General features: G+C 63.8%; 17 protein-coding genes. 8 read left to right on the forward strand and 9 right to left on the reverse strand.

The window, feature by feature from the left end; all coding sequences use genetic code 11:
* Nucleotides 1–33 precede the first annotated feature (33 nt).
* Nucleotides 34–525, forward strand: a complete 492-nt coding sequence (locus tag NFJ07_RS09320; protein WP_269993824.1) for a hypothetical protein — start codon at nt 34–36, stop codon at nt 523–525.
* A gap of 44 nt (nt 526–569) precedes the next feature.
* Here NFJ07_RS09320 and NFJ07_RS09325 read toward each other — a convergent pair whose 3' ends face one another.
* Nucleotides 570–2027, reverse strand: coding sequence for an MFS transporter (locus NFJ07_RS09325; protein WP_269993825.1), 1458 nt, complete (start codon nt 2025–2027; stop codon nt 570–572).
* A gap of 144 nt (nt 2028–2171) precedes the next feature.
* Here NFJ07_RS09325 and NFJ07_RS09330 point away from each other — a divergent pair, with 144 nt between their 5' ends.
* Nucleotides 2172–2624 (forward strand): MarR family winged helix-turn-helix transcriptional regulator, encoded by a 453-nt coding sequence (locus NFJ07_RS09330; protein ID WP_269993826.1) that lies wholly within the window; start codon nt 2172–2174, stop codon nt 2622–2624.
* 36 nt (nt 2625–2660) lie between these two features.
* Nucleotides 2661–3134 (forward strand): MarR family winged helix-turn-helix transcriptional regulator, encoded by a 474-nt coding sequence (locus NFJ07_RS09335; protein ID WP_269993827.1) that lies wholly within the window; start codon nt 2661–2663, stop codon nt 3132–3134.
* Between the two features lie 127 nt (nt 3135–3261).
* Here the strand turns inward: NFJ07_RS09335 and NFJ07_RS09340 are convergent, their stop codons facing one another.
* The 5 genes from NFJ07_RS09340 to NFJ07_RS09360 are packed head-to-tail and all read right to left on the reverse strand — an operon-like array spanning nt 3262 to nt 7546.
* Nucleotides 3262–4494, reverse strand: coding sequence for a CaiB/BaiF CoA transferase family protein (locus NFJ07_RS09340; RefSeq protein WP_269993829.1), 1233 nt, complete (start codon nt 4492–4494; stop codon nt 3262–3264).
* Nucleotides 4491–5639 (reverse strand): thiolase family protein, encoded by a 1149-nt coding sequence (locus NFJ07_RS09345; protein WP_269993830.1) that lies wholly within the window; start codon nt 5637–5639, stop codon nt 4491–4493. The genes NFJ07_RS09340 and NFJ07_RS09345 overlap by 4 nt, the downstream gene beginning before the upstream one ends.
* Before the next feature lies 1 nt (nt 5640).
* A complete protein-coding gene (locus NFJ07_RS09350; RefSeq protein ID WP_269993831.1) occupies nt 5641–6045 on the reverse strand; it encodes a Zn-ribbon domain-containing OB-fold protein in 405 nt (134 codons plus the stop codon).
* Nucleotides 6042–6257, reverse strand: a complete 216-nt coding sequence (locus NFJ07_RS09355; RefSeq protein ID WP_269993832.1) for a ferredoxin — start codon at nt 6255–6257, stop codon at nt 6042–6044. The genes NFJ07_RS09350 and NFJ07_RS09355 overlap by 4 nt, the downstream gene beginning before the upstream one ends.
* Complete coding sequence (locus NFJ07_RS09360; RefSeq protein WP_269993833.1) at nt 6257–7546, reverse strand: cytochrome P450; 1290 nt, start codon at nt 7544–7546, stop codon at nt 6257–6259. The genes NFJ07_RS09355 and NFJ07_RS09360 overlap by 1 nt, the downstream gene beginning before the upstream one ends.
* Nucleotides 7547–7883: 337 nt before the next feature.
* On the opposite strand from NFJ07_RS09360, the gene NFJ07_RS09365 reads away from it, so the two are divergent.
* A complete protein-coding gene (locus NFJ07_RS09365) occupies nt 7884–8870 on the forward strand; it encodes a cyclase family protein (protein WP_269993834.1) in 987 nt (328 codons plus the stop codon).
* Between the two features lie 62 nt (nt 8871–8932).
* Here the strand turns inward: NFJ07_RS09365 and NFJ07_RS09370 are convergent, their stop codons facing one another.
* From NFJ07_RS09370 to NFJ07_RS09380, 3 genes are read right to left on the reverse strand one after another with little or no spacing between them, the layout of a single operon-like run.
* Entirely contained in the window at nt 8933–9949 is a 1017-nt protein-coding gene (locus NFJ07_RS09370; RefSeq protein WP_269993835.1) for a zinc-dependent alcohol dehydrogenase, read from the reverse strand.
* Nucleotides 9946–10158 (reverse strand): ferredoxin, encoded by a 213-nt coding sequence (locus tag NFJ07_RS09375; RefSeq protein WP_269993837.1) that lies wholly within the window; start codon nt 10156–10158, stop codon nt 9946–9948. Before NFJ07_RS09375 ends, NFJ07_RS09370 begins: the two co-directional genes overlap by 4 nt.
* A 2-nt stretch (nt 10159–10160) precedes the next feature.
* Complete coding sequence (locus NFJ07_RS09380; protein WP_269993839.1) at nt 10161–11333, reverse strand: cytochrome P450; 1173 nt, start codon at nt 11331–11333, stop codon at nt 10161–10163.
* A 146-nt stretch (nt 11334–11479) separates the two neighbouring features.
* On the opposite strand from NFJ07_RS09380, the gene fdxA reads away from it, so the two are divergent.
* From fdxA to NFJ07_RS09400, 4 genes are all read left to right on the forward strand, one after another.
* A complete protein-coding gene (gene fdxA / locus NFJ07_RS09385) occupies nt 11480–11794 on the forward strand; it encodes a ferredoxin (RefSeq protein ID WP_269993841.1) in 315 nt (104 codons plus the stop codon).
* A 243-nt stretch (nt 11795–12037) separates the two neighbouring features.
* Nucleotides 12038–13549, forward strand: a complete 1512-nt coding sequence (locus tag NFJ07_RS09390) for an MFS transporter (RefSeq protein ID WP_269993842.1) — start codon at nt 12038–12040, stop codon at nt 13547–13549.
* Between the two features lie 82 nt (nt 13550–13631).
* Nucleotides 13632–14510: an SDR family oxidoreductase gene (locus tag NFJ07_RS09395; RefSeq protein ID WP_269993843.1), complete on the forward strand. Its 879-nt coding sequence runs from the start codon at nt 13632–13634 to the stop codon at nt 14508–14510.
* Nucleotides 14511–14603: 93 nt separating this feature from the next.
* A complete protein-coding gene (locus tag NFJ07_RS09400) occupies nt 14604–16097 on the forward strand; it encodes an aldehyde dehydrogenase (RefSeq protein ID WP_269993844.1) in 1494 nt (497 codons plus the stop codon).
* Nucleotides 16098–16120 lie beyond the last annotated feature (23 nt).

Here is a 16120-nt window from a genome sequence, read left to right on the forward strand (position 1 = left end):
AACGCGGTGGCCTCCAGGTCTATACTGGGCGGCATGGAGAGCCCGGGCGGCCCCGACGGCCGCGCACCGCTGGACCGCAAGGCGCGCAAGGCGGGGGCCCGCAGGCACGTCGGCCGGAAGATCCGGCTGCGGCTTCGGATCTATGCCCTTGTCTTCTCAGTGCTCCTGGTCATCGTGGTCGTTGAGCTGTTCATGGCCCCACAGACCGCCGTCCTCCCCGCCGCCGTTTCCTTGGCCGGCGGAATCGTCGTCGGGCTTGTGGCGAGCCGCATGTTTCGGCTCCAGTGGGACAGCGCCGCCAAAAACGTCGTGGGCAAGCTGGACGTTCTTGGCGTCGTCATCCTGGTGGCCTACATCGCCTTCAGTATCTTCCGTACCCGTCTGGTGGGATTGTGGGTCCCGGCGGACATCGTAGGAGTCTGCAGTCTGGCCGTCGTGGACGGACTAATGCTCGGCCAAGTGGCGGGAACGGTCGGGGGCCTCAAGGAACTTTACAAACGGCTAGCACTACAGTCGCATTTGTAGGGTGTATCCGCGGGGCCCGGCTGTATCTCAACCCCGGCGTGGTGTCAGTGGCTGGTTGCCGCGGGTTCCATGGCAGGACTGTCGCTGGGTCCCGTTAGCTCGGGCTTGGTCTTTGCCGCCGCGGGGATGGCCATGCAGAGCGCCGCGGCGCCAAGGGCAACCCCGCATCCGATGAACAGGCCTGTCCGGAAACCGTCCGGGGTGGCGATGGCATGAGCGCCGAACGGCGCGGACATCTGGGTCAGGACGACGCCTATGATGGCGGCGGAGAGGGAGAGGCCGATGGAGCGCATCAGGGAGTTGAAGCTGTTTGCGGAGCCTGTCTCCGTGCTTGGGACGCTGCTCATGATCAGGGCCGGCATGGCGCCATAGGCGAAGCCGACGCCGATGCCGGCGACTGCCGTCGCGACGAGAAGGCCCCACACGGTCCCCATCATCAGGGCCGCGCCGGCATAGCCGGCGCCCATGATGACAGCGCCCACGATGAGGGTGGTCTTTGGTCCGCGGGCGGCGGTGAGCCGTGCCCCTACGGGAGAGATGAGCATCATCGCTATGCCGGAGGGGGCCATCCACAGGCCCATCTGCAGCATCGATTGGCCCAGGCCGTATCCGGTCTGCGTGTGGAGCTGGAGGATTTGCGGGATGATCAGCGACTGGGAATACAGGGCGAAGCCCACCAGGATGGACGCAGCATTGGTCAGCAGCACGGGACGGCTGGCGGTGACGCGCAGGTCGACCAGGGCGTCGCGGGTCCGCAGCTCCCACACTCCCCAGAGGAGGAAGAGTACGACGGCGCCGGCGAACAGGCCGAGCACGGTGATGCTGCCCCAGCCCCAGTCCGCGCCCTTGGAGACGGCCAAGAGGAGGCAGACGAGGGCTGCACCAAGGCCGAGTGCCCCAAGAAGGTCGAATTTTCCGGTTTGTTCCGGTGCCGCGGCGGCCGGGATGACCTTCCAGACCAGCACCATGCCCAATGCGGCCACGACGGCCACGGCCCAGAACAGGGTGCGCCAGTTGGTGTACTGGGCTACGGCGGCCGCGATGGGCAGGCCCAGCGCGCCCCCGATGCCCATCGAGGAACTCATCAGGGCAATCGCACCGTGCAGCCGCTGCGGAGGAAGCAGGTCTTTGAGCAGGCTGATGCCCAGTGGAACCAGGCCCGTGGCGAGGCCCTGCAGGCCGCGTCCAATGATCATTGGAACCACGGAGGCGGCCACGGCGCAAAGGATGGATCCGAGGATCAGCGGTATTAGCGAGATGAGGATCATCCGGCGCTTGCCGAACATGTCACCGAGCTTCCCGGCCACGGGGGTGCTGACCGCACCGGCCAGGAGGGTCACGGTGATGACCCAGGAAGTGTTCGAGGCCGTGGTGTCAAAAATCTTCGGCAGTTCCGCGATAAGGGGGACCACGAGGGTCTGGGTGAGCGAGGCGACGATGCCCGAGAATGCCAGCACGGCCACCAACGGGCCGGTTCTGGTGGCGGAGAGGGGGGAACTCATAAGGATCTCCTGGATACGAGGGACGGAAGAGGCTATTATGTGTATGATACATAGCTTGTGCATGATACACAACGCGAGCCCGGGCATGCTCGTGCTATATCTGAGGGGGCCGTCCGTAACAGGCGGCGGGAGGAAGGGAAATCCATGGATCAGCAAGCCGCGCAGGCTGTCGAATTCGAGTCCATGCTGCTGGGCCGCCACCTGGGCCTGCTCTCTCGGCGCAGCGGTGGCCAGCTGGACCGCAGCGCCTACACCCTGCTCAACCGCATCAGGATCGAGGGGTCGATGAGCATAGGCGAACTCAGCGAGGCCCTTGGGTTGGACGCCTCAACCCTGAACCGCCAGACCGCGGCCATGATGCGGGTCGGGTTGGCCGAACGCATTGCCGACCCGGATGGAGGCATTGCCCGCAAGTTCCGGATCACGCCTGAGGGAGAACGCCTCCTGGACGAGGAACGTGAGGCGAACGTGAAGGCCCTTTCCCGGGTACTGCAGGACTGGACCGGTCAAGATGTTGCGGAATTCGCCTTGGCCCTCAAACGGTTCAACAGCGACATCGAACGGCTGGACGGCCACCCCTGGCCGAGGCCCCAGTAGCTGGCCAGGGCCAACAACCGAGGAGAACCCAGAGTTATGGCAGTTGCATCGGATACGGCGGCAGATCTCGTCTACCAGATCTTGGACCTTCAGCGCGTGGTGAAGTGCGTAGCCGCTGCGAGCGTGCGGGGGAACGTCGCCGGCGTTGCGGTACACGGCGTTCTCAAGTTCGTTGGGGAGGGGGAATCGCGCGCCACCCAGCTGGCCGAGCGGCTGGGTGTCAGCACGCCAGTTCTCAGTCGCCACATCGCGGACCTTGAAGAGCAGGGTTACGTCATCCGGCGGCGGGATCCTGACGACGGCCGAGCCCAGTTGCTTGCCCTCACCGAGTCCGGCGCGCAGAAGCTGGCGCAGATCGAAGCGCGGCGCACCGCCACCTTGCAGGAGTATCTCCAAGACTGGAGCCCGGAAGACGCCGAAGCTACCGCGAGGACCCTAAAGAAGCTCGCTGAATCGCTGAAGGACTCAGCCCGGGCAAAGGCGGCCGGACCCCGCGTTCCATCCCGCTGAGTGGGACCGGGTCGAGAGGGCCCGGGGGACGCGTACATAGACTCACGCTGCATCGACCCCTTCCCTAGCATGAAACGGCCGGGCGTTGGGGCCCGGCCGTTTCATGTCTCGAATCTAGGCGAGTCCCTTACACTGCTGCCGAGCGATCGCGCGAGGGTGCAAGAACTATGCCGTCCTCCAGCAAATCCTTAACCTCCAGGCTCGACAGCCCAAGCTCCCGTGTCAGGATGCTGATGGTGTCTGCGCCGAGAGCCGGCGGGTAGGCCGGCTCGACGTCGATCGTGTCGACAAAGCGGATCGGTGTTGCGACGTTTTCGAACGAGGTCGCGCCGTTCCTCAGGGTGAGCAGTGAACCATCATCGGCCTCGCGTGCGTCCTCGAGCGCCTCGAGTACGTTCTTCACTGGCGCGACCGGCACCGATGCATCTGCGAGGAGCTTCACCCATTCGGCGGCGGGTCTCCCGGCGAAGCGCGCCTCAAGGATCTCCCAGAGGGCCTCCTTGTTCCGCAGCCGGCTCGCGGCGTCGATGAAGCGTTCGTCGCTGACCAGTCCGCCGAGGCCCAGCGTCTGGCACAGGCCCTCCCACATCCGGGGGGTGTTGGCCGTGACGACGAACTCGCGGCCGTCGCCTCCCCGGAATGAGCGATAGGTGGCGATGGAGTCGTGGCCCGCTCCCTGCGGCTCGGGTGCGGTGTTGTTAACGGAGGTGTACAGGGCCTGATAGGACAGCATTGCGAGCTGGCCCCGCAGCATCGAGACATCGATGATGCGGCCGCGACCGGTCTCGTCCCGCGCCCGGAGGGCGGCCAGGATGCCGATCACGGAGTACAGTCCGGCGACTACGTCACCGGCGGGGATGCCCAGCCGCGCGGCCGGGGCGTTCGGGTGGCCGGTGAGGCTCATCACCCCGCTGAGCGCCTGCACCACCATGTCGTAGGCCGGGCGGTCCCGGAGGGGGCCCTCCTGTCCGAACCCGCTGATCGACGCCCAGATGAGCGAGGGCTGGGCCTCGAGAATGGTCGAGGGTTCCAGCCCGAGCCGGGTCGTGACGCCGGGCCGGAAGTTCTCGATGACGACGTCGGCGCCCGCGATCAAGCGCTTCATGACCTCCAGGCCCCGCGGAGCCTTCAGATCGATCGCGACGCTGCGCTTGTTGCGGTTGTTCGCCAGGTAGTAGGCGCTGACGTCGTCGATCTCGGGGCCGGCGATGGCGCGGCTTGAGTCGCCCGCCAGCGATTCGACCTTGATGACGTCCGCGCCGAGGTCCCCGAGCAGCTGCGTTGCCGAAGGGCCAGAGAGGAAGGTGGTGAGGTCGATGACCCGGATACCCTCCAGTGGCGGACGCTCGATGGTGGTCATGCCGCCTCGAAGATATGTATGGTGCAGGCGCCATGGTCGAGACCGGCGGTACCGCCACCGGTGACGTGGGTCATCGCCCACCGCGCTTTGTCGATCTGCCGTGCGCCCGCTTGGTCAGTAAGCTGCCAGAACGCCTCGGCGACCTGCGCGACGCCGCTCGCGCCGACCGGGTGGCCCTTCGAGAGCAGGCCCCCGCTGGGGTTCACCACCACGTCACCGCCGAAGGTCGTCTTGCCGTCGCGAATAAGGTCCACGCCGTGCCCGGGCTCGGCGAGCCCGAAGGCCTCGTAGTAAATGAGTTCGGCGATCGAGAACGCATCGTGCAGCTCGATCATGTCGAGATCCTTCGGCCCGATGCCGGCCATCGCATAGGCGTCGCGGGCAGAATCGTAGGAGATCTCGGGCTTGATCATGTCGCGGAAGCCCTCGGCGACATGACCGGAGTGCAGCACAGAGGCGGCCACGCGGATGCCGGGCTTGGAGTCGAGGCGCTTGCGTGCGCGCTCTGAGGCGAGCACGACGACGGCGGCACCGTCACCTGTGGGGCAGCACATGGGCAGGGTGAGCGGGTCGGCGACGCGGCGCGCGTTCAATACCTCTTCGACGGTCGTCTCCTGGCGGAATTGCGCGAACGGATTCAGTGCGCCGTGCTTGCGGGCCTTGACGCTGACCAGCGCGAGGTCCTCGGGCGTCGCGTCGGTCTCGTGAAGGTAGCGGGTGGCGCGCATCGCGTACACCGCGGGCATGATGATGCCCTGCTTGACTTCGCGATCCTCTGGAGAGAGGGGCAGCGTACCGCCGCCGAACTGCGTCAGTTTCTCGACGCCGATCACGACGGCGATATCGATCAGGCCCTGCGAGATGGCCTGCCACGCCTCGTGTATCGCCGTGGCACCGCTTGAGCAGGCGTTGTCGACGTTGACCGTGGGGATAGTGCCGAGCCCGATCTCTTTGCAGATGCGCTGCCCGGTCATCATGCCACCGTAGGAGTGGCCGACATAAACGGCGTCGATGTCCGACTTTTCAATTCCAGCATCGCGGATCGCATCGATGAGCGGGGAGACCGCGAGGCCGACATACGAGGAGGTGCGGTGCTTCCCGAACGGGATCATCGCCGCCGAAATCACAAATACGTTGTCACTCATGTTAAGCCTCTCGCTTTTCGCCGGCCGCCGGCGCGAAGAACCAGTCGTCGTCGTCGATACCAAGCTCGACCCGCATGTCGGGGCGCAGTGGGACGTCACCCTCGCGGATGTCGGCCAAGGTGCGTACGCCATTGTCCAGGTCGACATAGCCAAGGGGGCGGATGCCCGCGGTGCCGACGTGTATGCGGGTGAAGGAGTAGAGCACGCCGGTGCTCGGCAGCGCAACGCGGCTTACATCGCGGCTGATGCAGGAACTGCAGACCACGCGGCTGCCGATCATCGTGCAGCCACATGCGTTGCACTGGCTGCCGACCAGGCGCTGCCCTTCGGCGAACGTGCCGATCAGGCTGTCGGCCTCCATGTCTGCAATGGGCTGTGAGGCTGGGGCCTCGGTAGTCGCAGTCATTGCGCGCCTTCCTTGGTGGCCATGGCACTCAGGGCGATGGCACGGGTCGGGCAAACGTTGATGGCCATCTGGATCTTGTCTTCGGGGTCGCCGTGCTCGTCGGTGACGATGGCAATGCTGAGATCGTCAAGGTCGAAGGTGCCCGGCGCGTAGAACGTGCACTGCCCCGAACCCATGCACCGGTCCCGGTCGACGGTGAGGTTTTCAGACATCATGCCTCCTTCGGCGTGTACTCGAGGAAGAGCTTGTTGTGGCCGCGGAACTTGTAGCTACGGATCAGGTTCCACTCGCGGGAGTCCGTTGAACCGTGGTGCTCGTCGCTGATCCACATGCGCTCGGTGCGTTCGAGGAAGCGTTGGATCGAGAAGACCGCTTCGGCGCGCGCGAGCGGGGCGCCGGGGCAGGTGTGGATGCCGCGGCCGAAGGCGAGGTGCTGCCTGGCGTTCGCTCGTTCGATGTCGAACTCGGCCGGATTGTCGAAGAGCCGTGGATCGCGGCCCGAAGCGCCGTGCAGCAGCATGACGACGGTGCCGGGGGCGAGGTCGAACCCACCGATGCTGGTGGCGACTTTGGTGAGGCGGAAGGAGCCCTTGATCGGCGCTTCGATGCGGAGCGTTTCCTCGATGAACTTCGGAATCAGCGAGGGTTCACGGCGCAACAGGTCCTGCAGGTCTTGGTCCTCGGCGATACGTTGCAGGGCGATGCCCATCAGCTGCACCGTGGTCTCCTGGCCGGCGGCAAACATGTTCGACGCGATACGGGCGACCTCAAGTGGCTCGGGAAGGGAGCCGTCGGGGAAGGTGGCGAGCGCCATGCCGGTGATCACGTCTTCCTTTGGATCATCGCGGCGCTGCTCGATCTTCGCGACGAAGTAGTCGTAGAGCTTTTCGATGCTGCTGTGATGGCTGGCCTGAAGCTCGAGGTTGCCGAGCACGGGGCCCGGAGCCGAGGCGAGCAACTCAAGCAGCATGGGGTGATCCTCCTCAGGCACGCCGAGCAGGTCGGCGACCGCGAGGATGGTGTAGCCCTTGGCATAGTCCCAAATGAAGTCGCAATGACCCCGCTGGATGATCTCGTCAAGGAAGCGGTCCGCAGTGCGCTTGAGGAAGTCTTCGTTCTCCTTGAGGCGTTTCGGTGTGATGAGACCCATCAGGAGTGTGCGGTGGTCGGTGTGAACCGGCGGATCGAAGGTGACGATCTGGTCGTTGTTCGGGAAGTACTGACGGTACTTCTCGAGGAGCTCGCTCAGGTCGTCGCCGACGAGTTCGACCGGGATGTCGAGAACCGGCCCGCCTGTGCGGTTGATCGAGGAGTAAACCTCAGGCTGGTGGTACACCTGTAGAGCTTCTTCGTATCCCGTGACGATCACGACGCCGTATTTTGGCTCACGCCACACCGGATGGTTGGCGAGCATGTAGTCGAAGTAGGGCTCTGCCGTCTTCGCTGTCTCCGGGTCGGTGAAGAAGTCAATCTTGGTGGGATCGATGTCGACGGTGGTCATCTGAGTCCCTTTCCCTTCAGTCTGAGTCCGCCCTTGCCTCGATGTCCGCGCGCCGTTGCCTCGGGACTATTCGAGATGAATCAAGAGCTCATGATGTTTTGTTGAATAGAACGCCTGTACTGTTAGACGACATTCTTAGCATGGGCCTCGGGCGGGCTAGTGTCAAGCGTGCTTCCGCCAAGTGTCGGAAATCAAAGGTGATTGCTTCCTATTGACGCCGCGTGGCGAGTCGTGCCACATTTAAACGCACTTCACTGTAGGGCATTGCTGTTCCGTTGTAGGAGTCAAGCGCTATTTAGATGGCCCGGGCACAACCCCGGGAGAAATGGAATCAGAGATGTCAGACGAACTCGGACCCGACCCCCTCGCCCCGTGGGTGCGGGAAATTGCAAGCAAGCACGATGCCAACCGCCACATCGAGGGCGTGCAGTGCCGTGGCTCGGTGGCGCTGATCGACCAGACGGCCCGGCTCCGCGGCGTCGGAGAGGTGAAGCTTGGCAAGGCCATCTCCCTTGAAAAGGAGATCGAGACTCGGCCCGCACACCTTCTCGGCGGCCGGAAAGCTGCCGAGAATGAGAAGGCGCAGTGGGAGAAGCTGGGTTTGTCAGAAATGCCCAGCGGCCACGGGGGCGTTGAACTTGAGGTGCAGATCGGCATTCATGGCCGCTCTGCCCACGGAGGCGATGTCATCAAGTATGACGCCCACGGTGTCCATAACACCCACCTCGACGGGCTTGCACACATCGGCGCGGACGCCACCTGGCACGGCCCCATTCCCGCCCGGAATACCGAGACCGATGAAGACACGATGGTGAACTGGGCACAGCACGGCATTGCGACCCGCGGCGTGCTGCTCGACATCCCCGCCGTGCGCGGCGTCGAGTGGGTAACAGCCGAGGAACCCGTCACGGCCGCGGAGCTCGACGCCGCCCTCACGGCGAGCGGGGTGTCCCTTGAGCCCGGTGACGCGCTGATCATCTACCAAGGCCGCGACAGGTACGAGGCCGCCGGGAACATCTACCCGAGCGGTGCCGCCGCGGTGAGGCGCCCGGGCATCGGGGAAGACGGCGCGAAGTGGATCGCCTCCAAAGACCCGGGCCTTGTCCTGTGGGACTTCCATGACGCCCGGAACACTCCCACCGGATCGCTGGAGGTGCACAGCCTCATCTGGGCGATCGGCCTCTGCCTCGTCGACAACTGCCTGCTGGGCCCCGCCGTGGCCGCACTGAAGGAAGCCGGCACCTCTACGGGTCTGCTCGTGGCCGCACCTCCTGCTATCCACCGTTCCACGGGCGTTCTCATCAATCCGCTCCTCCTTTACTAAAAAGTGAAAGCGCCGGTCCGGAGCGGCTTGCCGCTCCGGACCGGCGCTTTCTGCTGCCTGTCCTACTCGAATATGACGACGACCTTGTCGGTCGCTCCCGGCGTCGCGGCTAACTCGACGGCCTTTACAGCTTCCGTGAAGGGTATGACGTCGCTGATGATGTGCTGGTACTTGTCCCAGTGCTCGATGATCGAATCCGTCACCTCGAAGATCTCGGTGGGGTAGCCCATCGCCAACCGGATGTCGGGCTCTATCGTCAGGAGTTCCTGGAAGTCGAGTTCGACGGGCTTCTTGTGCACGGCGACGATCGTGAGCACGCCGCGGTTGCGCATCGCCTTGAAGGCGGTTTCGATGACAATGGGTGCTCCCGCTGCGTCGAAGTAGATGTCTGTGGCTGCCTTGGACCCTTGGCCCATGAAGCCGGGCACCTCCCCGTGGAGGCTCTTGAGGCGTTCGACGACGTCCTCCTCTGCGGAGTTGATGACAGCGTCCGCCCCCACTCTAAGGGCCTTCTCAAGACGGTTCGGAACGACGTCGACGACCACCACGTGTTCCGCGCCTTTGTCCTTGAACCCGATCGCGGCACCGAGGCCGACGGGGCCCGCCCCGAACACGACGACTTTCGAGCCCTCGCCGGCGCCCGAGCGGTTTACGCCGTGATATGCGACCGCCATCGGCTCGTTAAGCGCGGCGATTTCCCATGGAAGCTCGGCGGGGATGATGCGGAAATGGACCCCGGCCTTCGCGTCGAGCAGCACGACGCGCTCGGACAGTCCACCCTGTGCGCCGCCGTTCCCGATGATGCCGTCAGCGTTGGCCATCGGGTTTATTACGATGTGGTCGCCGACGGCGACACCCGCTACGTCCTTGCCGATCCCGACCACTTCGCCGGCGATTTCGTGACCGAGCGGCGTGTGACCATCGCGAGGTGGGATGCCGCCACGGTGCGCGTAAAACACATCCGATCCGCAGATGCCGCAGGCCTTCGGGGCGATGACAACATCGCGAGGTCCGGCGGTGGGTTCCTCGACATCGAGAAACTCGACGGTGCCGGGCCCCGTAACGATGAGCGATTTCATGAATACTCCAATTCCTCGGTGACAAGTGAGAGCGAGCGGCTCGGGCACACATGCACCGCCTGGTTCGCTCGGGTGATTTCCTCGTTCGTCACGGGCTCCGCCCGAAGGATGAGGACCGTCCCGTCGTCGTCCTGGTCGAATGCATCGGGGTCGGTGAAGACACACTGTCCGGAGCCGATGCAGGTGGCTCGGTTCGCATTGATCTGCATGGTCACCACGCAACCGGGAGCTTGTAGATGCCGTAGTTCGGCCCGTACTCCTTGAACGGGATCTCAGCGAAGGGGACCGCGAGGCGCAGGGCCGGGATTCGGCGGATGACCGCTGACAAGACGATCTCCAGTTCCAGGCGGGCGAGGTTCTGGCCAAGGCATTGATGGGGGCCGAAACCGAAGGCTACGTGATTGCGTGCCCCGCGCGTGAAATCGATCCTGTTCGGCTCGGGGAAGACCTCTGGATCCCGGTTGGCCGTGTTGGACAGCGCGAAGACCGCATCGCCCGCATGAATCAGCGTTCCGCCGACCTCAATGTCTGCTGTAGCCAGGCGGAGGCCGCCGATCTCGGCGATGGTGAAGTAGCGGAGCAGTTCCTCGACGGCGCCCGGCATGAGATCGGGATCGTCGCGCAGCTGCTGCAGCAGCTCGGGTTTGTCCAACAGGGTCGCGACACAGAGCGAGATCATGTTGGCGGTGGTCTCGTGCCCAGCGATCAGCAGCAGGAATCCTAGGCCGACGAGGTCCTGGGGATCAGCGCCGGCGGAGAGCTGTCGACTCAGGATGTCGTTCCCGGGTGCCTCGATCCGCGAGTTCACAAGATCGGCGATGTATGACCTGAGTCGGCCCATCGCAGCCGCCTTCTCAACAGGCGTGGTGTGCTGGTCGACGAAGGCTGCGCTGTTCTCTTGAAAGAAGTCATGGTCGTCGTACGGCACACCCAGAAGCTCGGCGATCACCATGGACGGCACTGGTAGGGAGAGCGCAACGACGAAGTCCGTTTCGCTTGGGCCCTGAAGCATCATGTCAATGGCCTCCTCGACGATCTTCGTGATCCAAGGACGCATGGCAGCGACCTTCTTCACCGTGAACTCGCCCATCACGCGACCTCGAGCCGTGGTGTGCTCGGGAGGGTCCATCTCGATCAGTTGCTTGAGCTTGTCCCCGGGCGCGTAGCCAATGTTGGTGGGGTGGCCAGGGAGCGAGCGATCCGAGCTGAAGCGGGCGTCGCTGAGTACGGCTCGGACATCCGCGTGCTTCGTGACCGCCCAGATCTTGCGGTCGTCCCGCCAACCCACCTGGCTGACAGGCTGTTCCTCCTGCAGGCGTGCGTGCTCAGCCGGAGGGTTGTATGGATCTACTCGCCGCGTTGAGAGGTTTGGTGTGGTTGTCATGAGATCTCCTTCGATCACCGAACAGCTCTGGTTGCGCAACCATCAAAGTGCTAGTTTTGAGGCCAAGCGCTTAGTTAATGCAGTCTAGCCACGCTCGGCTTCTTGCGTCTAGGCCGATTCCAAAGGTGTTCAGAAAGAGGGAGATCATGACTTTCGTCGTAACGCAGGCCTGTGTTGATGTGCAGGACAAGAGTTGTATCCAGGTTTGTCCAGCAGATTGCCTTTATGAAGGTGGTCGAATGATGTATATCAACCCGAGCCAATGCATAAACTGCGGCGCGTGCGAGGAAGCGTGTCCGGTTTCCGCCATTCGCTTCGAGGAGGATCTCGAAACTGAAGACCAATCATTTTTGAAACTGAATGCTGAATTCTTCGAGGGTCGGGATGTGCCTAAAGGTGGCAGGAAGTTGGGGAAGATCGAGCATGATGTCGCCTACATTGCCCAGCTGCCCCAGATGTGATCGGGTTTCGGATGTTTGCTGATTGACACTCTTGGCGATGTAGATCACACTGAATCTGTTGTAGCGATCATATGTTCCTTACAACGAAACAGCTTCGGATTTAGCGGCGATGCAGCCACTGACCGTCCTTGTACAGATCGAAGGAGCTCTCCCGGCCGCGGCGGACAGTGTCGTTCAGGCCCCGGGAACTCCCAGCCTCCCTGTCGCCTCGCGACAGGCCCTCAATGTGGAGAGTGACAAGACATGACATCACCCCTGACCGCCGAAGTGGGGACCCGCCCCCGGCGCCCGCTCGGTTTCGTGATCATCATCCTGATGCTGGTTGCCATCGTGAGCTCATTCGAGTCCACGATGATGTACACGGCATTGCCGGGCCTGATCGTGGGTTTCAACAGCAGCCAGAGCGAAGTGAGTTGGGTGCTGACGGGCTTCCTGCTCGTCGGCGCTGCTTCTGCGGCAATCAGCGGTCGGCTTGGCGACATCTTTGGTCGCAAACGAGTTCTCATAGTCCTGCTTGTTGCCTCGATCATCGGATCAGTGATCAGCCTGATGGCTGGAGACATCGGTGGCGTGATTCTCGGCCGCGCAGTGCAGGGGCTCGCCGGAGGCTTGCTCCCGCTGTGCTTTGGAATCATTCGTGAGGCGGTCGCGGAGAAGCACCTGACGATTTCAGTCTCCCTGGTGGCCGGTACCGCGATGCTGGCCGGTGCTGCCGGCAACATCATCGCCGGAAACATCGTCGATGCGTGGGGATGGCGATACATCTTCGTTGTGGCCGCAATCTTGACCGTCGTCACGGCGGTCGGCGCCATCTTCTTGCGGACGTCCGTCCCGAGCGGCCCGCGTGATCGCATCGACTGGCTTGGGGGCATTCTCTTCGCACCAGGTCTGGCGCTCGTTCTTTTCGGCGTCAACGCCGCGCAGGGGCTGGGATGGGGCTCGTCCTTCGTTCTCGGGCTTATCGGCGTCGGCGTCGTGATCCTCGTCGTGTGGGCAGTGTGGGAAGCGCGGCACTCGCATCCGATGGTCAACGTCCGTCTGTTCGCCCAGCGCAACCTCGGCCTCTCACTGGTCATCGCCGCGCTCCTCGGTATGCCGCTCGGCATTTCGGGCTTCGCCGGCCAGCTGATCATGCAGTACCCCACCTCGGCCCCCGTCGGCTTCGGTCTCGCCGCCGGCGTCGCTGGAGCGGTGTCCTTCTGCATAGGCCTCTTCGGGTTCTTGCTTTCGCCGCTCAGCGGTCGCATCGCCCGCCACGGTCGCGCCCGCATTTCGCTGATCATCGGCGCGGGTGCAGGCGTAGTCGCCGCAACCCTCACCGCACTCGCTGCCGTGACTTGGCACTCCTTCCCGGCTTTCGTCATGAGCCAGGTGGTGCTGACGCTCTCCACCGCCTTCGTCCTCTCGGCGCTGCCGATGCTGGTAGTCGAAAGTGCACCTGCGAAGAGCACGAGTGAGGCCACCGGCGTGTACACCGTCGTCCAGACCGCGTTCTCCGGCGTCGGTGCCTCGCTGGGTACAGCGATCCTCGTAGGCTCCGCAGCGCCGGGTTCGCACTTCGGCTCCGGCGGCGGGTACATCCAGCTGTTTGCGTTCGTCGCCGTTATCGGCGCGATCGCCTTGGTCGTTGCGTTCTTCCTCCGCACGCCCAAAGCCACGGATACCGCTACCGTCGTCGGCGCGGAGACCGCCGTCGAGGGCTTCTCCAAACTGACCGAGCCGATGACTGCAGGAGAGCCTGCCCGGACTCACTGACACGTCGGTGTCCAAGACCGCGGGTGGCGTCCAGGCCGAGAACCAGACGCCACCCGCTTCCAACGAACTAAGGAGCAAATCAGTGAACGACTACTTCGGGTATACGGGCAAGACAGTTGTTGTCACGGGAGCGGCGTCCGGGATGGGCCGTGCCCTCACCGAGATCCTGGTTGACCTCGGCGCGAAGGTGTATGCGCTCGATCGTGTGGAGCCGCCGGTTCCAGGTATCACGAAGGCCATCATCACGGACCTCGGAAACAAAGAGTCGATTGACGCGGCGTTTGAACAGATTCCCGCGCAGATCGACGGTTTCTTCGGTGTTGCGGGCATTTCCGGTGTGCACAACAGCTTCCTCGAAACGCTGACCGTGAACTTCATAGCGAACAAATACGTCACCGACGCCTACCTCACGGAACGCGTGGCCGAAGGAGGCTCCATCTCGTTCGTGACGTCCAACGGCGGACTCCGCTGGGAGACCCCCACGGTGCGTGAGGAACTGATTCCATTCGCAGACGGCGACAGCTGGGACGACCTCGTGCGCAGGTTTGGGGGCTTCGAAGCGGAGTTCGGCACGATTCCCGGATCACTCGGGTACATCCTGTCGAAGCGGCTGCTCAACTATTTCATCGCGGAGCGGGTCGCTTCTTTCGCCGACCTTCGCAAGATCCGGATCAACGCTGTGCTTCCGGCCATGACCGTCTCCGGCATGCTGCCTGAATTTGCCGAGATGAAGGGCGGCCAGGACGCCGTGGAAGCAGACCTCGGTCCAGGCGGGCGCCTGGCGGAATCGGTGGAGATGGCGAAGGTCCTTGCGTTCCTCGGCAGCGATCTGGCCAGTTACGTGTCCGGTGCGCATCTCTCGGTCGACTTCGGCATGAATGCGCGGCAGATAGCGGGCTTGGAGCCGGACCGCCTCGGCTGGACTCTCCGAGGCGTTCTGTCGCGGCAGCCGGTTGCTTAACTCCAGCCGAACATGGGCTCTCGACCTTGAGGCTCAACCTGACGCCCGGGCACTCGTCCCCGGGCAGTGGACTAATGAAGTGAGGACAAATACGTGATTGACCTACTCACGGTGCGTGACACCCCCATCAACCTGAAGCATCCGGACCGCCTGTACATCGACGGCAAGTGGACGCTCCCGCAAAGCGCCTCCAGCCTGGACGTGATCGACGCTGCCACGGAGCAGACTTTCTTCCGCATCGCAGGGACAGGTCCGGGCGACATGGACGCAGCGATCGCGGCAGCTCGCAATGCGTTCGACCACTCGCCTTGGCCGTTCCTTGAACCGACGCAGCGCGCGGAATATCTTCGCAAGCTGGCCGCGGGCCTGCGCGCCCGCATCGAAGAGGCCGCGACGTTCTGGACCCGGCAGACCGGCGTCGTCTTCGGCATGTCCGTTGGCTCGATCAGCCGCGTTCCAGCGCTCTTCGACTATTACGCGGACCTCGCCACGAGCTACCCCTGGGTGACGCCGGGCTCTCCGGAGTTCGCGGCGTTCGGCGCGGTCGTCAACGAACCGGTCGGTGTTGTCGGCGCCATCGTCCCTTGGAACACGCCGCTCTCGCTCGCAGCCTACAAGATCGCCCCGGCACTCCTCGCAGGCTGCACGGTGGTCCTCAAAGCTCCGCCGGAAGCGCCCGGCGAGCTCTACATCCTTGCGGAGATCGCGGATGAGATCGGCCTACCGCCGGGTGTGCTCAATGTCGTGAACGGTCACCGCGAGGTGTCGCAGCAGCTTGTCCGAGACCCCCGGGTCGACAAGATCGCCTTCACCGGCTCAAGCGCAGTCGGGCGTCAGATCGCGGCGACCTGCGGCGAGCGTCTCGCGCGGTACACCCTTGAGCTCGGCGGCAAGTCGGCTGCGGTAATCCTCGATGACTACGACCTCTCCATCGCGGCGGCGGCAATCTCCGCCCAGGAGACATCGCTGAACGGTCAGGTCTGCATGTCGCTGACGCGCGTGATCGTGACAAAGTCTCGACACGACGAGTTCGCGGAGGCACTGGGCTCCGTATTCGGTTCGGTGCGGGTTGGCGACCCATTCGACCCGGAAACGCAACTCGGCCCGCTCGCCTTGGCCAAGCAGCAGGAGAGCGTGCTGGGTTACATCCGGACAGCCCAGGACGAGGGTGCAACGCTCGTGACCGGAGGCAACCGACCGGGGCACCTCGACCGTGGATACTTCGTGGAGCCCACGGTCTTCGCTAACGTCGACAACCGTTCAACCATTGCACAAGAAGAGATCTTCGGGCCGGTGCTTTCTGTGATCCCTGCCGAGAACGAAGAGCACGCGATCGAGCTCGCGAATGGGACTCCTTATGGCTTGAACTCGGCCGTCTTCACCAACGACATCGACCGCGCCTACCAGGTGGCTCGTCGCCTGCGCTCGGGAACGGTCGGCCACAACGGCTTCAAGACCGACACCCGCATGGGATTCGGCGGCTTCAAGCAATCGGGAGTCGGGCGGGAGGGCGGAATCCAGGGGGTGTTCCCTTACTTGGAATCGAAAACCGTCCTCCTCGATGGCACGCCCACGCGATTCCAGTGATCCCACCGCTGCCCCGGCACGCG

The sequence above is a fragment of the Arthrobacter sp. B2a2-09 genome, assembly GCF_027587375.1.
GTDB lineage: Bacteria > Actinomycetota > Actinomycetes > Actinomycetales > Micrococcaceae > Arthrobacter.